This is a genomic window from Pantoea sp. GABEPS69, assembly GCF_045780835.1.
GTDB lineage: Bacteria > Pseudomonadota > Gammaproteobacteria > Enterobacterales > Enterobacteriaceae > Pantoea > Pantoea septica.
Genome location: NZ_CP118618.1, coordinates 311,025 through 325,634 on the forward strand (window position 1 = coordinate 311,025; position 14,610 = coordinate 325,634).

The following is a 14,610-nucleotide window of genomic DNA, read 5'->3' on the forward strand; positions in this document are numbered from 1 at the left end:
CTAGCTGGAGGCGCGCTCGACGCGCGTCCACGGCAGCACTTCGCGCACGACGGGCGACGCCGGACGGCGAATGCGCTGCAGCAAAAGCTGCACGCTGCGCGCGCCCAATTGATACATCGGCTGCTCCACGGTGGTGAGCGGCGGGTTCAGGCTGCTGGTGAAAGGGATGCCGTCAAAGCCGACGACGGCGAGATCTTCCGGCACGCGCAGACCCGCCTCTCGCGCGGCGTGCACCACGCCTACCGCCAGCACGTCCGATACCGCCAGCACCGCGTCCGGCGGTTCGGGCTGCTGCAAAAGCTGGCGCAGCGCCTGGCTGCCCGCCTCGCATGAAATCTCCTTCGCATAAGCCACGCCGCGCCACGGCAGCGCCAGCTGATCCAGCCCTGCGCGATAGCCCGCCTCCCGCTGGTGTGAATAGAGGTAGCGCATATCGCTGTTTACCAGCCCGATACGGCGGCGGCCTTTGCCCGCCAGATAGCGCACCGTCTCCTGCGCCGCGTCGCGGTTGTCGATAGCGACGGAAGAGGCCGGTATAGCGGGATCGTATTCCGCGCACTGCACCCAGGGCGCGTCGCCGATAAGGGCGGCGATATCCTGCAACGCAGACGCCGCGTCCATGGTGATGACGCCATCCACCACTTTGCCGGTCAGCAGGCCGAGATAGGCGGATTCGCGCCGCAGCTGTGAGGCGGAGTTGCAGAGCAGAATATGGTAGCCCTGCGCCTCAGCTTCCGCTTCGATACCCTGCACCACGCGCGAGCAGAAGGGATTCGTGATATCGGAGATCAGCACCAGCAGCATATGGCTCTGGGCGGTGCGCAGCTGGCGCGCCAGCAAATTGGGCTGATAGTCGCTGGCGGAGAGCGCCGCCAGCACCCGATCGCGCGTATCCGCTTTCACCCCTGGATGATCGTTAAGCACGCGGGATACCGTTGCTTTTGATACGCCCGCCAGCAGCGCGACCTTCTCGATGGACATGTTGCCGCAACCCTTTTTTCGTCGGTTTACCGTAGAGCCTTATCAATAGCACAGCGGCAATGTGAGCGCCTGCCATTTTGTCTGAATAATGGCGCATCTATTGTCAGATTTTGCATCAGCTTTGCCGATCATGATCTAAGAACATCTGTTTATTAAGAATAATTTTTAATTCCTTTATGAAATCATCGTCGCTGGCGACACTGCGCCCATCATCAGATCCTGGCGGAGTGCGACATCATGGCAGTAAAAAGACCCTTAACGATTCTGGCTGCAGCGCTTTCGCTGCTGGTCTTTCAGGCACAGGCCGTCAACGTGACGGTGGCGTACCAGACCTCCGCCGAACCGGCAAAAGTCGCGCAGGCGGATAACACCTTCGCCAAAGAGAGCGGCGCGACCGTCGACTGGCGTAAGTTCGACAGCGGAGCGGGCGTGCTGCGCGCGCTGGCGTCGGGCGACGTGCAGATCGGCAATATCGGCTCCAGCCCATTGGCGGTGGCCGCTACCCAGCAGCTGCCGATCGAGGCCTTTTTACTGGCGTCCCAGCTCGGCAACTCCGAGGCGCTGGTAGTGAAGAAAAGCATCAGCGGCCCGAAAGATCTGATCGGCAAGCGCATCGCCGTGCCCTTTATTTCCACCACCCACTACAGCCTGCTGGCGGCGATGAAGCACTGGGGCATCAAGCCGACCGAGGTGCAGCTGGTGAACCTGCAGCCGCCCGCGATTATCGCCGCCTGGCAGCGCGGCGATATCGACGGCGCCTACGTCTGGGCGCCCGCCGTCAACCAGCTGGAGAAAGACGGCAAAGTGCTGACCGACTCTTCCCAGGTTGGGCAGTGGGGATCGCCGACGCTCGACGTCTGGGTGGTGCGCAAAGATTTCGCGAAGGCGCATCCTGAGGTAGTGACCGCCTTCGCCCGCAGCGCCCTCGAAGCGCAGAAACCCTATATCGATAACCCCGACGCGTGGCTCAAGCAGCCGGATAACCTCAGCAAGCTGTCACGCCTGAGCGGCGTGCCGGAAGCGCAGGTGCCTGATTTGGTGAAAGGCAATACCTATCTCACGGCGCAGCAGCAGGTGGAACAGCTGGGCAAGCCGGTAAACAAAGCGATCGTCGATACGGCGCATTTCCTGAAAGAGCAGGGCAAAGTGCCGCAGGCGAATGCCGACTACAGCGACTTCGTCACCACCCGCTTTGTCGAGCCGCTGGCGAAACAGTAAGGAGAACCCCATGCTGCGCATTGCTCATCTTAACGCGCGTTATGACGGACGACCCGCGCTGCAGGATATCAACCTGCAGCTGGATAAAGGCGAACTGCTGGTGGCGCTTGGCCCGTCAGGCTGCGGCAAAACCACGCTGCTGAACCTGATCGCCGGCTTTCTGCCGGTCGAGTCCGGCAGCATCACGCTGGAGGGGAAAACCATCAGCGGGCCGGGCGCGGAGCGCGGCGTGGTGTTTCAGCATGAAGGGCTGCTGCCGTGGCGCAACGTGCTGGACAATGTCGCGTTCGGTTTGCAGCTTGCGGGAATGGCGCGCGGCGAGCGCAACGCCATCGCACGGCGGCTGATTAAGAAGGTGGGACTGGAAGGGGCGGAGAACCGTCCCATCTGGCAGCTCTCCGGCGGCCAGCGCCAGCGCGTCGGCATCGCCCGCGCGCTGGCGGCGGATCCGCAGCTGCTGCTGCTCGACGAGCCTTTCGGCGCGCTGGACGCCTTTACCCGCGAGCAAATGCAGACCCTGCTGCTGACGCTGTGGCGCGACAGCGGCAAGCAAATTTTTCTTATCACGCACGATATCGAAGAGGCGGTGTTTCTCGCCAGCGAGCTGCTGCTGCTTTCGCCAGGGCCGGGCCGCATCGTGGAGCGTCTGACGCTTAACTTCGGTCAGCGCTTCGCCGCTGGCGAACCCTGCCGCGCCATCAAATCCGATCCCGCTTTTATTGCGCAGCGCGAATATGTGCTGAGCCGGGTGTTCGAGCAGCGGGAGGCCTTTGCATGAGCGCGGTGATCAACGACAAAACCACGGCGGCGCGTCGCCGTCTGCGCTGGCCTTTTTCCCGCTCGTTTAGCCTGAGCCTGCTGAGCCTGGCGCTGCTGCTGCTGATCTGGTGGAGCGTCACGGCCCTGGAGCTGATCAGTCCGCTGTTTCTGCCGGCGCCGCAGCAGGTGTTGAGCAAGCTGCTGCTGATCGCCAGCCCGCAGGGTTTTATGGACGCCACGCTGTGGCAGCATCTCGCCGCTAGCCTGACGCGCATGCTGGTCGCCCTGTTCGCCGCGGCGGCCATCGGTATTCCGGTCGGCATCGCGATGGGGCTGAGCCCGGCGGTGCGCGGCCTGCTCGATCCGCTGATTGAGCTCTACCGTCCCGTGCCGCCGCTCGCCTATCTGCCGCTGATGGTGATCTGGTTCGGCATCGGCGAGACCTCCAAAATTCTGTTGATTTATCTGGCTATTTTTGCGCCGGTAACGCTCTCGACTCTGGCCGGCGTGCGCAATACGCAGCAGGTGCGCATCCGCGCCGCGCAGTCGCTGGGCGCCAGCCGCTGGCAGCTGCTGCGCTGGGTGATCCTGCCTGGCGCGCTGCCGGAGATCCTGACCGGTCTGCGCATCGGCCTCGGCGTCGGCTGGTCGACGCTGGTGGCGGCGGAGCTGATCGCCGCGACGCGCGGGCTCGGCTTCATGGTGCAGTCCGCCGGCGAATTTCTGGCGACCGACGTCGTGCTGGCGGGCATCGCGGTTATCGCGCTGATTGCCTTTACCTTAGAACTCGGGCTGCGCGCCCTGCAGCGTCGTCTGACGCCCTGGAATGGAGAACACTCATGAACGAAAAGCTAAACATTACCGCGCTCGGGCCTTACATTGGCGCGCAGGTGGCGAATCTCGATTTAACCCGGCCGCTCAGCGACGCCCAGTTTGAACAGCTCTATCACGCGCTGCTGCGCCATCAGGTGCTGTTTCTGCGCGATCAGCCGGTTACGCCGCACCAGCAGCGCGCGCTGGCGGCGCGCTTCGGCGACCTGCATATCCATCCGGTTTATCCGCACGCCGACGGAGTAGAGGAGATTATCGTGCTGGATACCCATCAGGATAATCCGCCGGACAACGACAACTGGCACACCGACGTGACCTTTATCAATACGCCGCCGGCGGTGGCGATTCTGGCGTCGAAGCTGCTGCCCGAGTCAGGCGGCGATACCCTGTGGGCGAGCGGCATCGCGGCATATGAAACCCTTTCCGCTCCGATTAAGACGTTGCTGGATGGGCTGCATGCCGAGCACGACTTCAGGAAGTCGTTCCAGGAGTATAAATATCGTCGAACCGAAGAGGAGCATCAGCGCTGGCAAGAGGCGGTGGCAAAGCATCCGCCGGTGCAGCATCCGGTGGTCCGCACCCATCCGGTGAGCGGGCGCAAGGCGCTGTTCGTTAATGAAGGATTTACCACGCGGATTGTCGAGCTGAGCGAGAAAGAGAGCCATGCCGTGCTGGAGCTGCTCTATGCGCATGCGACTAAGCCGGAGTCTCAGGTGCGCTGGCGCTGGCAGCCGAACGACGTGGCGATCTGGGATAACCGCGTGACGCAGCACTATGCGAATGCGGATTATTATCCGGCAAGGCGCATTATGCATCGGGCGACGGTGCTGGGGGATCAGCCCTTTTAAAACGTCCGTACTGCTTACATTAAAACGTTCGTACCGGGCTACGACCGCGTTGCTGCGCCGCGCCATAATGCTCACATACGTCAGTATGCTCCGCTTATGGCGCGGCTGGCGCCTTGTCTCGCTCCGGTACGATCGTTTTAAGTCCGCTGAAAACTGAAAACTGAAAACTGAAAACTGAAAACTGAAATTAACAGCTAATTGTCAGGAGGCGAGCATCGCCTCCAGCTGCTCCTGAGCATCCAGCCACGCCATCTCGACCTCTTCCAGCGCCGCTTTGCTCTCTGCCTGCCGCTGCAGCGCCGCGGTCAGATCCGCTTTGCGGGATGGATCGTAGATGTCGCCATCGGCCAGCTGGTTTTCCGCTTCGGTGAGCTGGCTCTGCCATTTCGCCATCTGCTTCTCCAGCTTCTCGATCTCTTTGCGCAGCGGCTGCGTCTGCGTGCGCAGCTCAGCTTCACGACGCTTCTGATCTTTGCGCGCCTGCGCGCTGTTGCCGTTGTCCTGCTTCGGCGCGGCGTCCGCCTGCGCCTGCTGCTTCTGCAGATCGCTCAGCCACTGCTGGTAATCTTCCAGATCGCCCGGGAAAACATCGACCTTGCCGTCATGCACCAGATAGAGATCGTCGGTGGTGGCGCGCAGCAGATGGCGATCGTGCGAGACCACCACCAGCGCGCCTTCGAAATCGATCAGCGCTTCGGTCAGCGCCTGGCGCATGTCGAGATCGAGGTGGTTGGTCGGTTCGTCGAGCAGCAGCAGGTTAGGGCGCTGCCAGACGATCAGCGCCAGCACCAGCCGCGCCTTTTCGCCGCCGGAGAAGCGCGCCGTGACTTCGCTGACCTTGTCGCCCTGGAAGCCGAAGCCGCCGAGATAGTCGCGCAGCTGCTGCTCCAGCACCTTCGGCGCAATGCGCGCCAGATGCTGCAGCGGTGACTCGTCGCTGCGCAAATACTCCAGCTGATGCTGCGCGAAGTAGCCCAGCTTAATGCCTTTCGCCAGCCCGACCTCGCCGTCGAGAGGGGTCAGTTCACCCGCCAGCAGCTTAATCAGCGTCGATTTGCCCGCGCCGTTGCGGCCCAGCAGGCCGATGCGCGAGCCCGGCACCAGATTGAGCTTGATGGCGTCGAGAATAATGCGCTCGCCGTAGCCTGCAGTGACTTTCTCCATCTTCAGCAGCGGGTTCGGCAAACTTTCCGGCGCGCGGAAGCTGAAGCTGAAGGGGTTGTCGACGTGCGCCGGCGCGATCATCTCCATGCGCTCCAGCATCTTGATGCGGCTCTGCGCCTGCTTCGCTTTTGAAGCCTTGGCGCGGAAGCGGTCGATATAGCTTTGCAGATGCGCCACTTTCTCCTGCTGGTTTTCAAACAGCGCCTGCTGCTGCGCCAGTTTGGCGACGCGCTGGCGTTCGAACGAGCTGTAGTTGCCGGTGTATTCGTAGAGGCTTTCCTGCTCGATATGGATGATCTTATCCACTACCGGATCGAGGAAGTCTCGGTCGTGCGAGATCAGAATCAGCGTGCCTTCGTAGCTTTTCAGCCAGCGCTCCAGCCAGATCACCGCGTCGAGATCGAGGTGGTTGGTGGGTTCGTCAAGCAGCAGCAGATCTGAACGGCAGACCAGCGCCTGCGCAAGGTTAAGGCGCATGCGCCAGCCGCCGGAGAAGTCGCTCACCGGTCGGTTCAGCTGCTCCTGGCTAAAGCCGAGGCCGTGCAGCAGGCTTGAGGCGCGGGCGTGAATGCTCCACGCCTGAATCGCGTCCAGCTTGCCGTGCAGCAGCGCGATGGCGTTGCCGTCGTTGCGCTGGTTGGCGTCCGCCAGCTGCGCCTCAAGCTCGCGATATTCGCGATCGCCGTCGATAACGTATTCCAGCGCCGGTTTGCTCAGCGCCGGGGTTTCCTGGTTAACCCAGGCCAGCGCCCAGTTGCCGGGAAAGGTCACGCCGCCCGCGTCGCTGGCGATTTCGCCTTTTAACAGCGACAGCAGGGTCGATTTGCCGCAGCCGTTTTTACCCACCAGGCCGACTTTCTGACCGGGATTGATGGTGGCGGAAGCGTTATCGAGCAGCACGCGGACGCCGCGGCGGATTTGCAGAGAAGAAAAGACAATCATAAGCGCCGTATCGTCAGAATATGTTAATTTACCCACCACATAATTAGAGGGTGTCGCGTCGTGCATGGTAGCGGAAAAGCGCCGCTATGACGACGCTTTGGAAGAGGATAACTATGTCGCAGCCAGCAAAAGTTTTGCTGCTTTACGCCCATCCGGAAACGCAGGAGTCGATAGCGAATCGGGTCCTGCTGCAGTCGGCTCAGCAACAGGAGAACGTCACCGTACACGATCTGTACGCGCACTATCCTGATTTTTTTATCGATATTCACTATGAACAGCAGCTGCTGCGCGAGCATCAGGTGATCGTTTTCCAGCATCCGCTCTACACCTATAGCTGCCCCGCGCTGCTGAAAGAGTGGCTGGACCGCGTGCTGTCGCGCGGCTTCGCCAACGGCGTCGACGGCAACGCGCTGGAAGGCAAATACTGGCGCAGCGTGATCACCACCGGCGAGCCGGAGGCGGCCTATCAGCAGAGCGGCCTCAACCGCTATTCCATGTCGGACATTATGCGCCCGTTCGAACTCACCGCGCAGATGTGCCGCATGTACTGGATGACGCCGATGATCCTTTACTGGGCGCGTCGCCAGCCAAAAGAGGTGATGGGCCATTTCGCGCGCGCCTATGGCGAATGGCTTGCCGCGCCGCTGCCCAATGGAGGTCTCTGATGGAAGGACAAACGCTGCTGACTGCAGGCGTGATCTATCTGGTGGCGGCGGTGCTGATCGTGCCCATCGCCGCGCGTCTCGGCATTGGCGCGGTGCTGGGCTACCTGGTGGCCGGCATCGCTATTGGCCCCTGGGGGCTGGGCTTTATCAGCGACGTCGAGGAGATCCTGCATTTCTCGGAGCTGGGCGTGGTGTTCCTGATGTTTATCATCGGGCTGGAGCTGAATCCGTCGAAGCTCTGGGCGCTGCGGCGTTCGATTTTCGGCGTTGGCGCGGCGCAGGTGCTGATCTCCGCTGGCATCCTCGGCGCGCTGCTGTGGCTGAGCGACTTTAGCTGGCAGGCCGCGGTGATTGGCGGCATCGGCCTCGCTATGTCCTCGACCGCGATGGCGCTGCAGCTGATGCGCGACAAAGGCATGAACCGCAGCGAGGCGGGGCAGCTCGGCTTTTCAGTGCTGCTGTTCCAGGACCTGGCGGTGATTCCGGCGCTGGCGCTGGTGCCGCTGCTGGCGGGCAGCGACAGCGGCAATATCGACTGGATGAAGATCGGCATGAAGGTGCTGGCCTTCGCCGGCATGCTGGTGGGCGGACGCTACCTGCTGCGGCCGATTTTCCGCTTTATCGCCGCCTCCGGCGTGCGCGAGGTCTTTACCGCCGCCGCGCTGCTGCTGGTGCTGGGCTCGGCGCTGTTTATGGACGCCCTCGGGCTGTCGATGGCGCTGGGCACCTTTATCGCTGGCATTCTGCTGGCGGAAAGCGAGTATCGCCACGAACTGGAAGTCGCCATCGATCCCTTTAAGGGACTGCTGCTCGGGCTGTTCTTTATCTCCGTCGGCATGGCGCTTAACCTCGGCGTGCTCTATACCCATATTCTAGAGATCCTGCTCGGCGTGCTGATTCTGGTCACGGTGAAGACGCTGGTGCTCTATGTGCTGGCGCGGGTCTACGGCCTGCGCAGCTCCGAGCGTCAGCAGTTCGCCGGCGTGCTGAGCCAGGGCGGCGAATTCGCCTTTGTGCTCTTTTCCGCCGCCTCGTCGGCGCGCCTGTTCGCCGGCGATCAGCTGCCGCTGCTGCTGGTGACGGTCACGCTGTCGATGATGACCACGCCGCTGCTGATGCAGGCGATCGATAAGCTGCTGGCGCGGCGCTTCAATGAAGTGGACGAAGATGGCGAAAAGCCGTTCGTGGAGGATGACCAGCCGCAGGTAATCGTGGTGGGCTTCGGCCGAATGGGGCAGGTGGTGGGCCGTCTGCTGATGGCCAATAATAAAAGGATCACGGTGCTGGAGCGCGACATCAGCGCGGTCAGCCTGATGCGCAAGTACGGCTACAAGGTTTACTATGGCGATGCCACCGAGCTGGAGCTGCTGCGCGCCGCCGGCGCGGCCAGCGCGCAGTCGATCGTCATCACCTGCAACGAGCCGGAAGATACCATGGCGATCGTGCATCTCTGTCAGCAGCATTTCCCGCAGCTGGAGATCGTGGCGCGGGCGCGCGGACGCGTCGAGGCGCACGAGCTGCTGCTGGCGGGCGTCACGCAGTTCTCGCGTGAAACCTTCTCTAGCGCGCTGGAACTGGGACGCAAGGCGCTGATTTCGGTCGGCATGCATCCACACCAGGCGCAGCGCGCGCAGCTGCACTTCCGCCGTCTCGATATGCGCATGCTGCGCGAGCTGATGCCAAACCACACGGACAACGCCCAGATCTCTCGCGTACGCGAGGCGCGGCGCGAGCTGGAGGATATTTTCCAGCGCGAGATGCAGCATGAGAGACGGCAGATAGACGACTGGGACGAAGATCAGTAACAGCAAACAGGTTAACTACTATGCGTAAAAGATTTATTGCCGGTGCGGTTTGCCCGCACTGTCAGGAAAAAGACACGCTGGCGATGTGGCGAGAAAACAACGTTGACGTCGTAGAGTGCGTAAAGTGCGGACACCAGATGCGCGAGGCGGATAAGCAGGTTCGCGATCAGGTTCGCAGCCAGGAGCAAGTGATCGGTATTTTCCATCCCGAGTAGCGAAATGGCGCAGCTTTTTTTACGCTTAAACTTACAGCGGGATTGAATTCCGATACAATCGGCGCCACTAACGCTGAGGTTAATCGCATCGCGCAAGAGGCGATCTCAGCCCCGAACCTTTCTGGTTGGTGTTATTGCACGTAAGAATAGACCAATGAGACGGGATCTTAGTTCTCAACGGTTAGGAGATATCATGAAAGTAGCAAAAGACCTGGTGGTGAGCCTGGCCTATCAGGTACGTACAGAAGATGGTGTGTTGGTTGACGAGTCGCCGGTAAGTGCGCCGTTAGACTATCTGCACGGTCATGGTTCCCTGATTTCTGGTCTGGAAAAAGCGCTGGAAAATCACGATGTCGGCGACAAGTTTGACGTGCATATTCCGGCTAACGATGCATACGGCCAGTACGACGACAACCTGGTGCAGCGCGTACCTAAAGACGTCTTTATGGGCGTTGACGAACTGCAGGTTGGCATGCGCTTCCTGGCGGAAACCGATCAGGGTCCGGTTCCGGTCGAAATCACCGAAGTGGAAGACGAGCACGTCGTGGTTGACGGCAACCACATGCTGGCGGGTCAGAACCTGAACTTCAACGTGGAAGTCGTCGCGATCCGCGAAGCGACCCCGGAAGAGCTGGCGCACGGCCACGTTCACGGCGAGCACGGTCACGACCATGACCACGATCATGACCATGGTCACGATCACGGCAATGGCGGCTGCGGCAGTCACGGCGGTTGCGGCTGCAACCACTAAGCCACCCAGATTTCAAAGGCCACCTTCGAGGTGGCTTTTTTTTGCCTTTGCGATCGAAGAATGCGCGAGCAACGCGGCATCGCTGCTGCGCAGCCATTCTGGACAGATCAATAATGCGGAGGCGGCGTCTCTTCCGACTGCGACGCCACCATCGACGGCGCGGCCGCTTTCAGCTTATCCAGCAACAGGCGCTGCTGCTCGCGCATTTTCGCCATTTCCAGCTCATGCTGCACCACCGTCTGATTAAGCTGATCGATGGTCAGCTCCTGGAAGGCCAGCTTGCTTTCCAGCGCTTCAAGCCGTTGTTCCCACTCTGATTGTTGCATGACCTCTCCTTATAGTACGACGCTGCGAATCTCGCATCAGGCGCTGATTCTACGGCTTCTCCTGTAGGAATCACCCGATTTCTTTGCCGCCTCGCCTGTGAAGGGTTGAATAACGCCTTTTGCAGCATCATCTCTGATGAAACTTCCTGATGCAAAAAAGGTCGGAGGAGAACCGGGTAATTACGCTGCGGGAGTGTTCGCCGCTGCCGCGTACAGTTATAGTGTGGAGCTTTAGTCCGCAATAATTCCCGAGGTGAGACGCTTCGGTTTTGGAGAAAGGATGAAATCACTGTTTAAAGTCACAATGTTAGCCACCACCATGGCCATCGCGCTGAACGCGCCGCTGGCAATGGCAGCCGAAACGACCGCAGCGCCTGCTGCGAGCGATGCGGCACCGCAGGCGCCGAAAAATGCGGCCTTCAAAAATGAAGACCAGCAATCAGCTTACGCTCTTGGCGCCTCACTGGGTCGCTACATGGACAACTCCCTGAAGGAACAGGAGAAACTGGGCATCAAGCTGGACAAAGATCAGCTGATCGCGGGCGTTCAGGATGCGTTCGGCGGCAAGAGCAAACTCTCCGATCAAGAGATCGAGCAGACCCTGCAGGCCTTTGAAGGCCGCGTGAAAGGCGCCGCGCAGGCGAAGATGGAAAAAGACGCGAAAGAGAACGCCGATAAAGGCACCGCTTTCGCCGACAAGTTCGCCAAAGAGAGCGGCGTGAAGAAAACCGAATCCGGCCTGCTGTATAAAGTAGAGAAAGAAGGCAGCGGTGACGCGCCGAAAGACAGCGATACCGTTGTCGTGAACTACAAAGGCACCCTGATCGACGGCACCGAGTTCGACAACTCCTATACGCGCGGTGAACCGCTCTCTTTCCGTCTCGACGGCGTGATTCCGGGCTGGACCGAAGGTCTGAAGCACGTGAAGAAAGGCGGTAAAATCAAGCTGGTGATCCCGCCGCAGCTCGCCTACGGCAAAAACGGCGTGCCGGGCATTCCGGCTAACTCGACGCTGGTGTTCGATGTTGAACTGCTCGACATCAAGCCGGCGCCTAAAGCAGACGAGAAAGCGCAGGCGCCAGCCGCCGACGCGAAGAAATCTCAATAATCTGTCTGCCGCCGCCTTCGGGCGGCGGTTTCATTTCCGGCCTGCGACAAAGCTCTGGCATAAGCGTGCGACATTTGCCAGACTATCCTCTGCATAACTTTCCCAATAAAAAGAGTCTGCCCGCTGCGCTGAGACAGGCTCCAGCCATTTAGGGTAATGTCTTCGATGTCAAATCCATTCAATCCCGGCGAACTGAGCGACTTCGATTTACTGGAGCAGCGTCCCTTCGAGCAGACGGACTACGATATCCTCCGATCCTATGAGTCGGTAGTCGATGGCCTGGCGATGCTGATTGGTTCGCACTGCGAAATCGTGCTGCATTCGCTGGAAGATCTGAAGTGTTCGGCGGTACGCATCGCCAACGGCGAGCATACCGGCCGTAAAGTGGGCTCGCCGATTACCGATCTGGCGCTGCGCATGCTGCATGATATGCACGGCGCAGACAGCAACGTTTCTCGCGCCTATTTCACCCGCGCCAAAAGCGGCGTGCTGATGAAGTCGGTCACCATCGCGATACGCAATCGGCAGCAGCGCGTCATTGGGCTGTTGTGCATCAACATGAACCTCGATGTGCCGTTCTCGCAGATTATGTCAACCTTTATGCCGCCGGAGATGCACCAGGTCGATTCGAACGTGAATTTCGCCAGCTCGGTGGAAGATCTGGTGACGCAGACGCTGGAGTTCACCATCGAAGAGGTGAGTGCCGATCGCAATGTTTCTAATAACGCCAAGAATCGTCAGATCGTGCTGAATCTCTATGAGAAAGGCATCTTCGATATCAAAGACGCTATCAACCAGGTCGCGGATCGCCTCAATATCTCTAAGCACACCGTCTATCTCTATATTCGCCAGTTCAAGAACGGCGATTTCCAGGGGCAGGAGCGCTAATGCGTTACACCCTGCTGGTGACCGGGCCGGCCTACGGCACGCAGCAGGCGAGCAGCGCCTTGCTGTTCGCCCGCGCGCTGCTGGCCGCAGGTCATCAGCTGCAGAGCGTTTTTTTCTATCGCGAGGGCGTGCTGAACGCCAACGAGCTTACCGCGCCGGCCAGCGATGAAGCGGATATCGTGCGCGCCTGGCTGGAGCTGCATCAGGAACAGGGCGTGGCGCTGAATATCTGCGTGGCCGCCGCGCTGCGTCGCGGCGTCACCGACGCGCAGGAGGCGGAGCGGCTGCAGCTGGCGGGCAGCAATCTGCAGCCGGGATTTGAACTCAGCGGGCTGGGCGCGCTGGCGGAAGCCGCGCTCGGCTGCGATCGCCTGGTGCAGTTTTAATGAACCGCGTCGCTTTTGTGTTTACCCGCGCGCCGCACGGCAGCAGCGCTGGCCGCGAGGGACTCGACGCCGCGCTGGCCACCGGCGCGCTAAGCGAGTCGATAGGGCTGTTCTTTATCGGCGACGGCGTTCTGCAGCTTATGCCTGACCAGCAGCCGGAGAAGATCCTCGCGCGCAATCATGCCGCCACGTTTGGCGTACTGGCGCTGTATGATATCGAGCAGTGCTATATCAGCCGCGAAGCGCTGCGCGAACGCGGCCTGGCGGAAGAGGGCGCGCGCGTAATGGATGTCGGCATTCTGGATGCGGCGGCGCTGCGGCAGCAGCTGGCGACCTACGATCGCATCATCACCTTTTAAGAGCGCGCTATGCTGCACACCTTAATGCATTCACCTTATTACAGCGACTTCGACACGCTGCTGCTCTTGCTGACGGCAGAGGACGATTTGCTGCTGCTGCAGGATGGCGTGCTGGGCGCGCTGGAAGGCAGCAGCGCGTTAAGCCGCTTGCTGACGTCGCCCTCAACGCTGTGGGTGCTGACGGAAGACGTGATCGCGCGCGGCCTTGCTGGTCAAATTTCAGCCAAAATAAGGCCGGTAGACTATACTGGTTTCGTCACGCTCACTGAAAAACATCGGCAGCAAATGACCTGGTAATGCCTAAAGCCTGGTTATTTCTTGACACCCTATTGGCTCAGCCCTAAAATTCTGCGTCCTCGTAGTTATACGGGGCGATTTATTACGTGTTTACGAAGCAAAAGCAAATCCAGGAGCTATTTAATGGCAACAGTTAACCAGCTGGTTCGCAAACCACGCGTACGCAAAGTTGCAAAGAGCAACGTGCCTGCGCTGGAAGCTTGCCCGCAAAAACGTGGTGTTTGTACCCGTGTGTACACCACCACTCCGAAAAAACCGAACTCCGCACTGCGTAAAGTTTGCCGTGTTCGTCTGACTAACGGTTTTGAAGTTACCTCCTATATCGGCGGTGAAGGTCATAACCTGCAGGAACACTCCGTGATCCTGATCCGTGGCGGTCGTGTTAAAGACCTGCCAGGTGTGCGTTACCACACCGTTCGTGGCGCGCTGGACTGCTCAGGTGTTAAAGACCGTAAGCAGGCTCGCTCCAAGTACGGCGTGAAGAAGCCAAAGGCTTAATGGTTCTCCGTTAAGTAAGGCCAAACGTTTTAACTTAAATGTCAAACTAAACTCGTAGAGTTTTGGACAATCCTGAATTAACAACGGAGTATTTCCATGCCACGTCGTCGCGTCATTGGTCAGCGTAAAATCCTGCCGGATCCTAAGTTCGGATCAGAGCTGCTGGCCAAATTTGTAAATATCCTGATGGTAGATGGTAAAAAATCTACTGCTGAATCAATCGTTTATACTGCGCTTGAGACCCTGGCTCAGCGTTCTGGTAAAAACGAGCTGGAAGCCTTTGAAGTAGCCCTCGAAAACGTACGTCCGACTGTCGAAGTTAAGTCACGTCGCGTTGGTGGTTCTACCTATCAGGTACCAGTAGAAGTCCGTCCGGTTCGTCGTAATGCTCTGGCAATGCGTTGGATCGTAGAAGCTGCTCGTAAACGCGGTGATAAATCTATGGCTCTCCGCCTGGCGAACGAACTTTCTGACGCTGCAGAAAACAAAGGTACTGCAGTTAAGAAACGTGAAGACGTTCACCGCATGGCAGAAGCCAACAAGGCGTTCGCTCACTACCGCTGGTAATC

General features: G+C 59.8%; 18 protein-coding genes. 15 read left to right on the forward strand and 3 right to left on the reverse strand.

Going from position 1 to position 14,610, the window contains the following annotated elements; translation table 11 throughout:
* Entirely contained in the window at positions 1-981 is a 981-nt protein-coding gene (locus PVE98_RS01410) for a LacI family DNA-binding transcriptional regulator (RefSeq protein ID WP_333620622.1), read from the reverse strand.
* A gap of 237 nt (positions 982-1,218) precedes the next feature.
* Here PVE98_RS01410 and tauA point away from each other — a divergent pair, with 237 nt between their 5' ends.
* From tauA to tauD, 4 genes are read left to right on the forward strand one after another with little or no spacing between them, the layout of a single operon-like run.
* Positions 1,219-2,199 carry a taurine ABC transporter substrate-binding protein gene (gene tauA / locus PVE98_RS01415; protein ID WP_187143610.1) on the forward strand — a complete coding sequence of 327 codons (981 nt, stop codon included), beginning with the start codon at positions 1,219-1,221 and terminating at the stop codon, positions 2,197-2,199.
* Positions 2,200-2,209: 10 nt separating this feature from the next.
* Positions 2,210-2,977, forward strand: a complete 768-nt coding sequence (tauB, locus tag PVE98_RS01420; RefSeq protein ID WP_096072156.1) for a taurine ABC transporter ATP-binding subunit — start codon at positions 2,210-2,212, stop codon at positions 2,975-2,977.
* Positions 2,974-3,801, forward strand: coding sequence for a taurine ABC transporter permease TauC (tauC, locus tag PVE98_RS01425; protein ID WP_096072155.1), 828 nt, complete (start codon positions 2,974-2,976; stop codon positions 3,799-3,801). The genes tauB and tauC overlap by 4 nt, the downstream gene beginning before the upstream one ends.
* Positions 3,798-4,637 (forward strand): taurine dioxygenase, encoded by an 840-nt coding sequence (tauD, locus tag PVE98_RS01430; protein WP_096072154.1) that lies wholly within the window; start codon positions 3,798-3,800, stop codon positions 4,635-4,637. Before tauC ends, tauD begins: the two co-directional genes overlap by 4 nt.
* Positions 4,638-4,838: 201 nt before the next feature.
* On the opposite strand, the gene PVE98_RS01435 is transcribed toward tauD, so the two are convergent.
* On the reverse strand, positions 4,839-6,743 hold the full coding sequence (locus PVE98_RS01435) for an ABC transporter ATP-binding protein (protein WP_096072153.1): 1,905 nt from the start codon (positions 6,741-6,743) through the stop codon (positions 4,839-4,841).
* Between the two features lie 113 nt (positions 6,744-6,856).
* Here PVE98_RS01435 and kefG point away from each other — a divergent pair, with 113 nt between their 5' ends.
* The 4 genes from kefG (at position 6,857) to slyD (ending at position 10,179) form a co-directional block, all read left to right on the forward strand.
* Positions 6,857-7,408 carry a glutathione-regulated potassium-efflux system ancillary protein KefG gene (kefG, locus tag PVE98_RS01440; RefSeq protein ID WP_096072152.1) on the forward strand — a complete coding sequence of 184 codons (552 nt, stop codon included), beginning with the start codon at positions 6,857-6,859 and terminating at the stop codon, positions 7,406-7,408.
* Positions 7,408-9,213, forward strand: a complete 1,806-nt coding sequence (gene kefB, locus PVE98_RS01445; RefSeq protein ID WP_033753009.1) for a glutathione-regulated potassium-efflux system protein KefB — start codon at positions 7,408-7,410, stop codon at positions 9,211-9,213. Before kefG ends, kefB begins: the two co-directional genes overlap by 1 nt.
* A 20-nt stretch (positions 9,214-9,233) precedes the next feature.
* Positions 9,234-9,428 carry a YheV family putative zinc ribbon protein gene (locus tag PVE98_RS01450; RefSeq protein ID WP_033753007.1) on the forward strand — a complete coding sequence of 65 codons (195 nt, stop codon included), beginning with the start codon at positions 9,234-9,236 and terminating at the stop codon, positions 9,426-9,428.
* A gap of 193 nt (positions 9,429-9,621) precedes the next feature.
* Positions 9,622-10,179 carry a peptidylprolyl isomerase gene (gene slyD, locus PVE98_RS01455; RefSeq protein WP_096072150.1) on the forward strand — a complete coding sequence of 186 codons (558 nt, stop codon included), beginning with the start codon at positions 9,622-9,624 and terminating at the stop codon, positions 10,177-10,179.
* Between the two features lie 107 nt (positions 10,180-10,286).
* Here slyD and PVE98_RS01460 read toward each other — a convergent pair whose 3' ends face one another.
* Positions 10,287-10,505 carry a SlyX family protein gene (locus PVE98_RS01460; RefSeq protein WP_033753004.1) on the reverse strand — a complete coding sequence of 73 codons (219 nt, stop codon included), beginning with the start codon at positions 10,503-10,505 and terminating at the stop codon, positions 10,287-10,289.
* Positions 10,506-10,785: 280 nt separating this feature from the next.
* On the opposite strand from PVE98_RS01460, the gene fkpA reads away from it, so the two are divergent.
* The 7 genes from fkpA (at position 10,786) to rpsG (ending at position 14,608) form a co-directional block, all read left to right on the forward strand.
* Entirely contained in the window at positions 10,786-11,613 is an 828-nt protein-coding gene (gene fkpA / locus PVE98_RS01465) for an FKBP-type peptidyl-prolyl cis-trans isomerase (protein ID WP_033753002.1), read from the forward strand.
* Positions 11,614-11,778: 165 nt separating this feature from the next.
* Positions 11,779-12,501: a transcriptional regulator gene (locus tag PVE98_RS01470; RefSeq protein ID WP_096072149.1), complete on the forward strand. Its 723-nt coding sequence runs from the start codon at positions 11,779-11,781 to the stop codon at positions 12,499-12,501.
* Positions 12,501-12,887: a sulfurtransferase complex subunit TusD gene (gene tusD / locus PVE98_RS01475; RefSeq protein ID WP_033752997.1), complete on the forward strand. Its 387-nt coding sequence runs from the start codon at positions 12,501-12,503 to the stop codon at positions 12,885-12,887. Before PVE98_RS01470 ends, tusD begins: the two co-directional genes overlap by 1 nt.
* The gene (tusC, locus tag PVE98_RS01480) at positions 12,887-13,246 is read left to right on the forward strand and encodes a sulfurtransferase complex subunit TusC (RefSeq protein WP_033752995.1); all 360 of its coding nucleotides are present in this window, start codon (positions 12,887-12,889) and stop codon (positions 13,244-13,246) included. Before tusD ends, tusC begins: the two co-directional genes overlap by 1 nt.
* A 9-nt stretch (positions 13,247-13,255) precedes the next feature.
* Positions 13,256-13,543, forward strand: a complete 288-nt coding sequence (tusB, locus tag PVE98_RS01485) for a sulfurtransferase complex subunit TusB (protein ID WP_096072148.1) — start codon at positions 13,256-13,258, stop codon at positions 13,541-13,543.
* Between the two features lie 123 nt (positions 13,544-13,666).
* Positions 13,667-14,041, forward strand: a complete 375-nt coding sequence (gene rpsL, locus PVE98_RS01490) for a 30S ribosomal protein S12 (RefSeq protein ID WP_003852912.1) — start codon at positions 13,667-13,669, stop codon at positions 14,039-14,041.
* Positions 14,042-14,137: 96 nt separating this feature from the next.
* Positions 14,138-14,608, forward strand: a complete 471-nt coding sequence (rpsG, locus tag PVE98_RS01495) for a 30S ribosomal protein S7 (protein WP_013510774.1) — start codon at positions 14,138-14,140, stop codon at positions 14,606-14,608.
* Positions 14,609-14,610 lie beyond the last annotated feature (2 nt).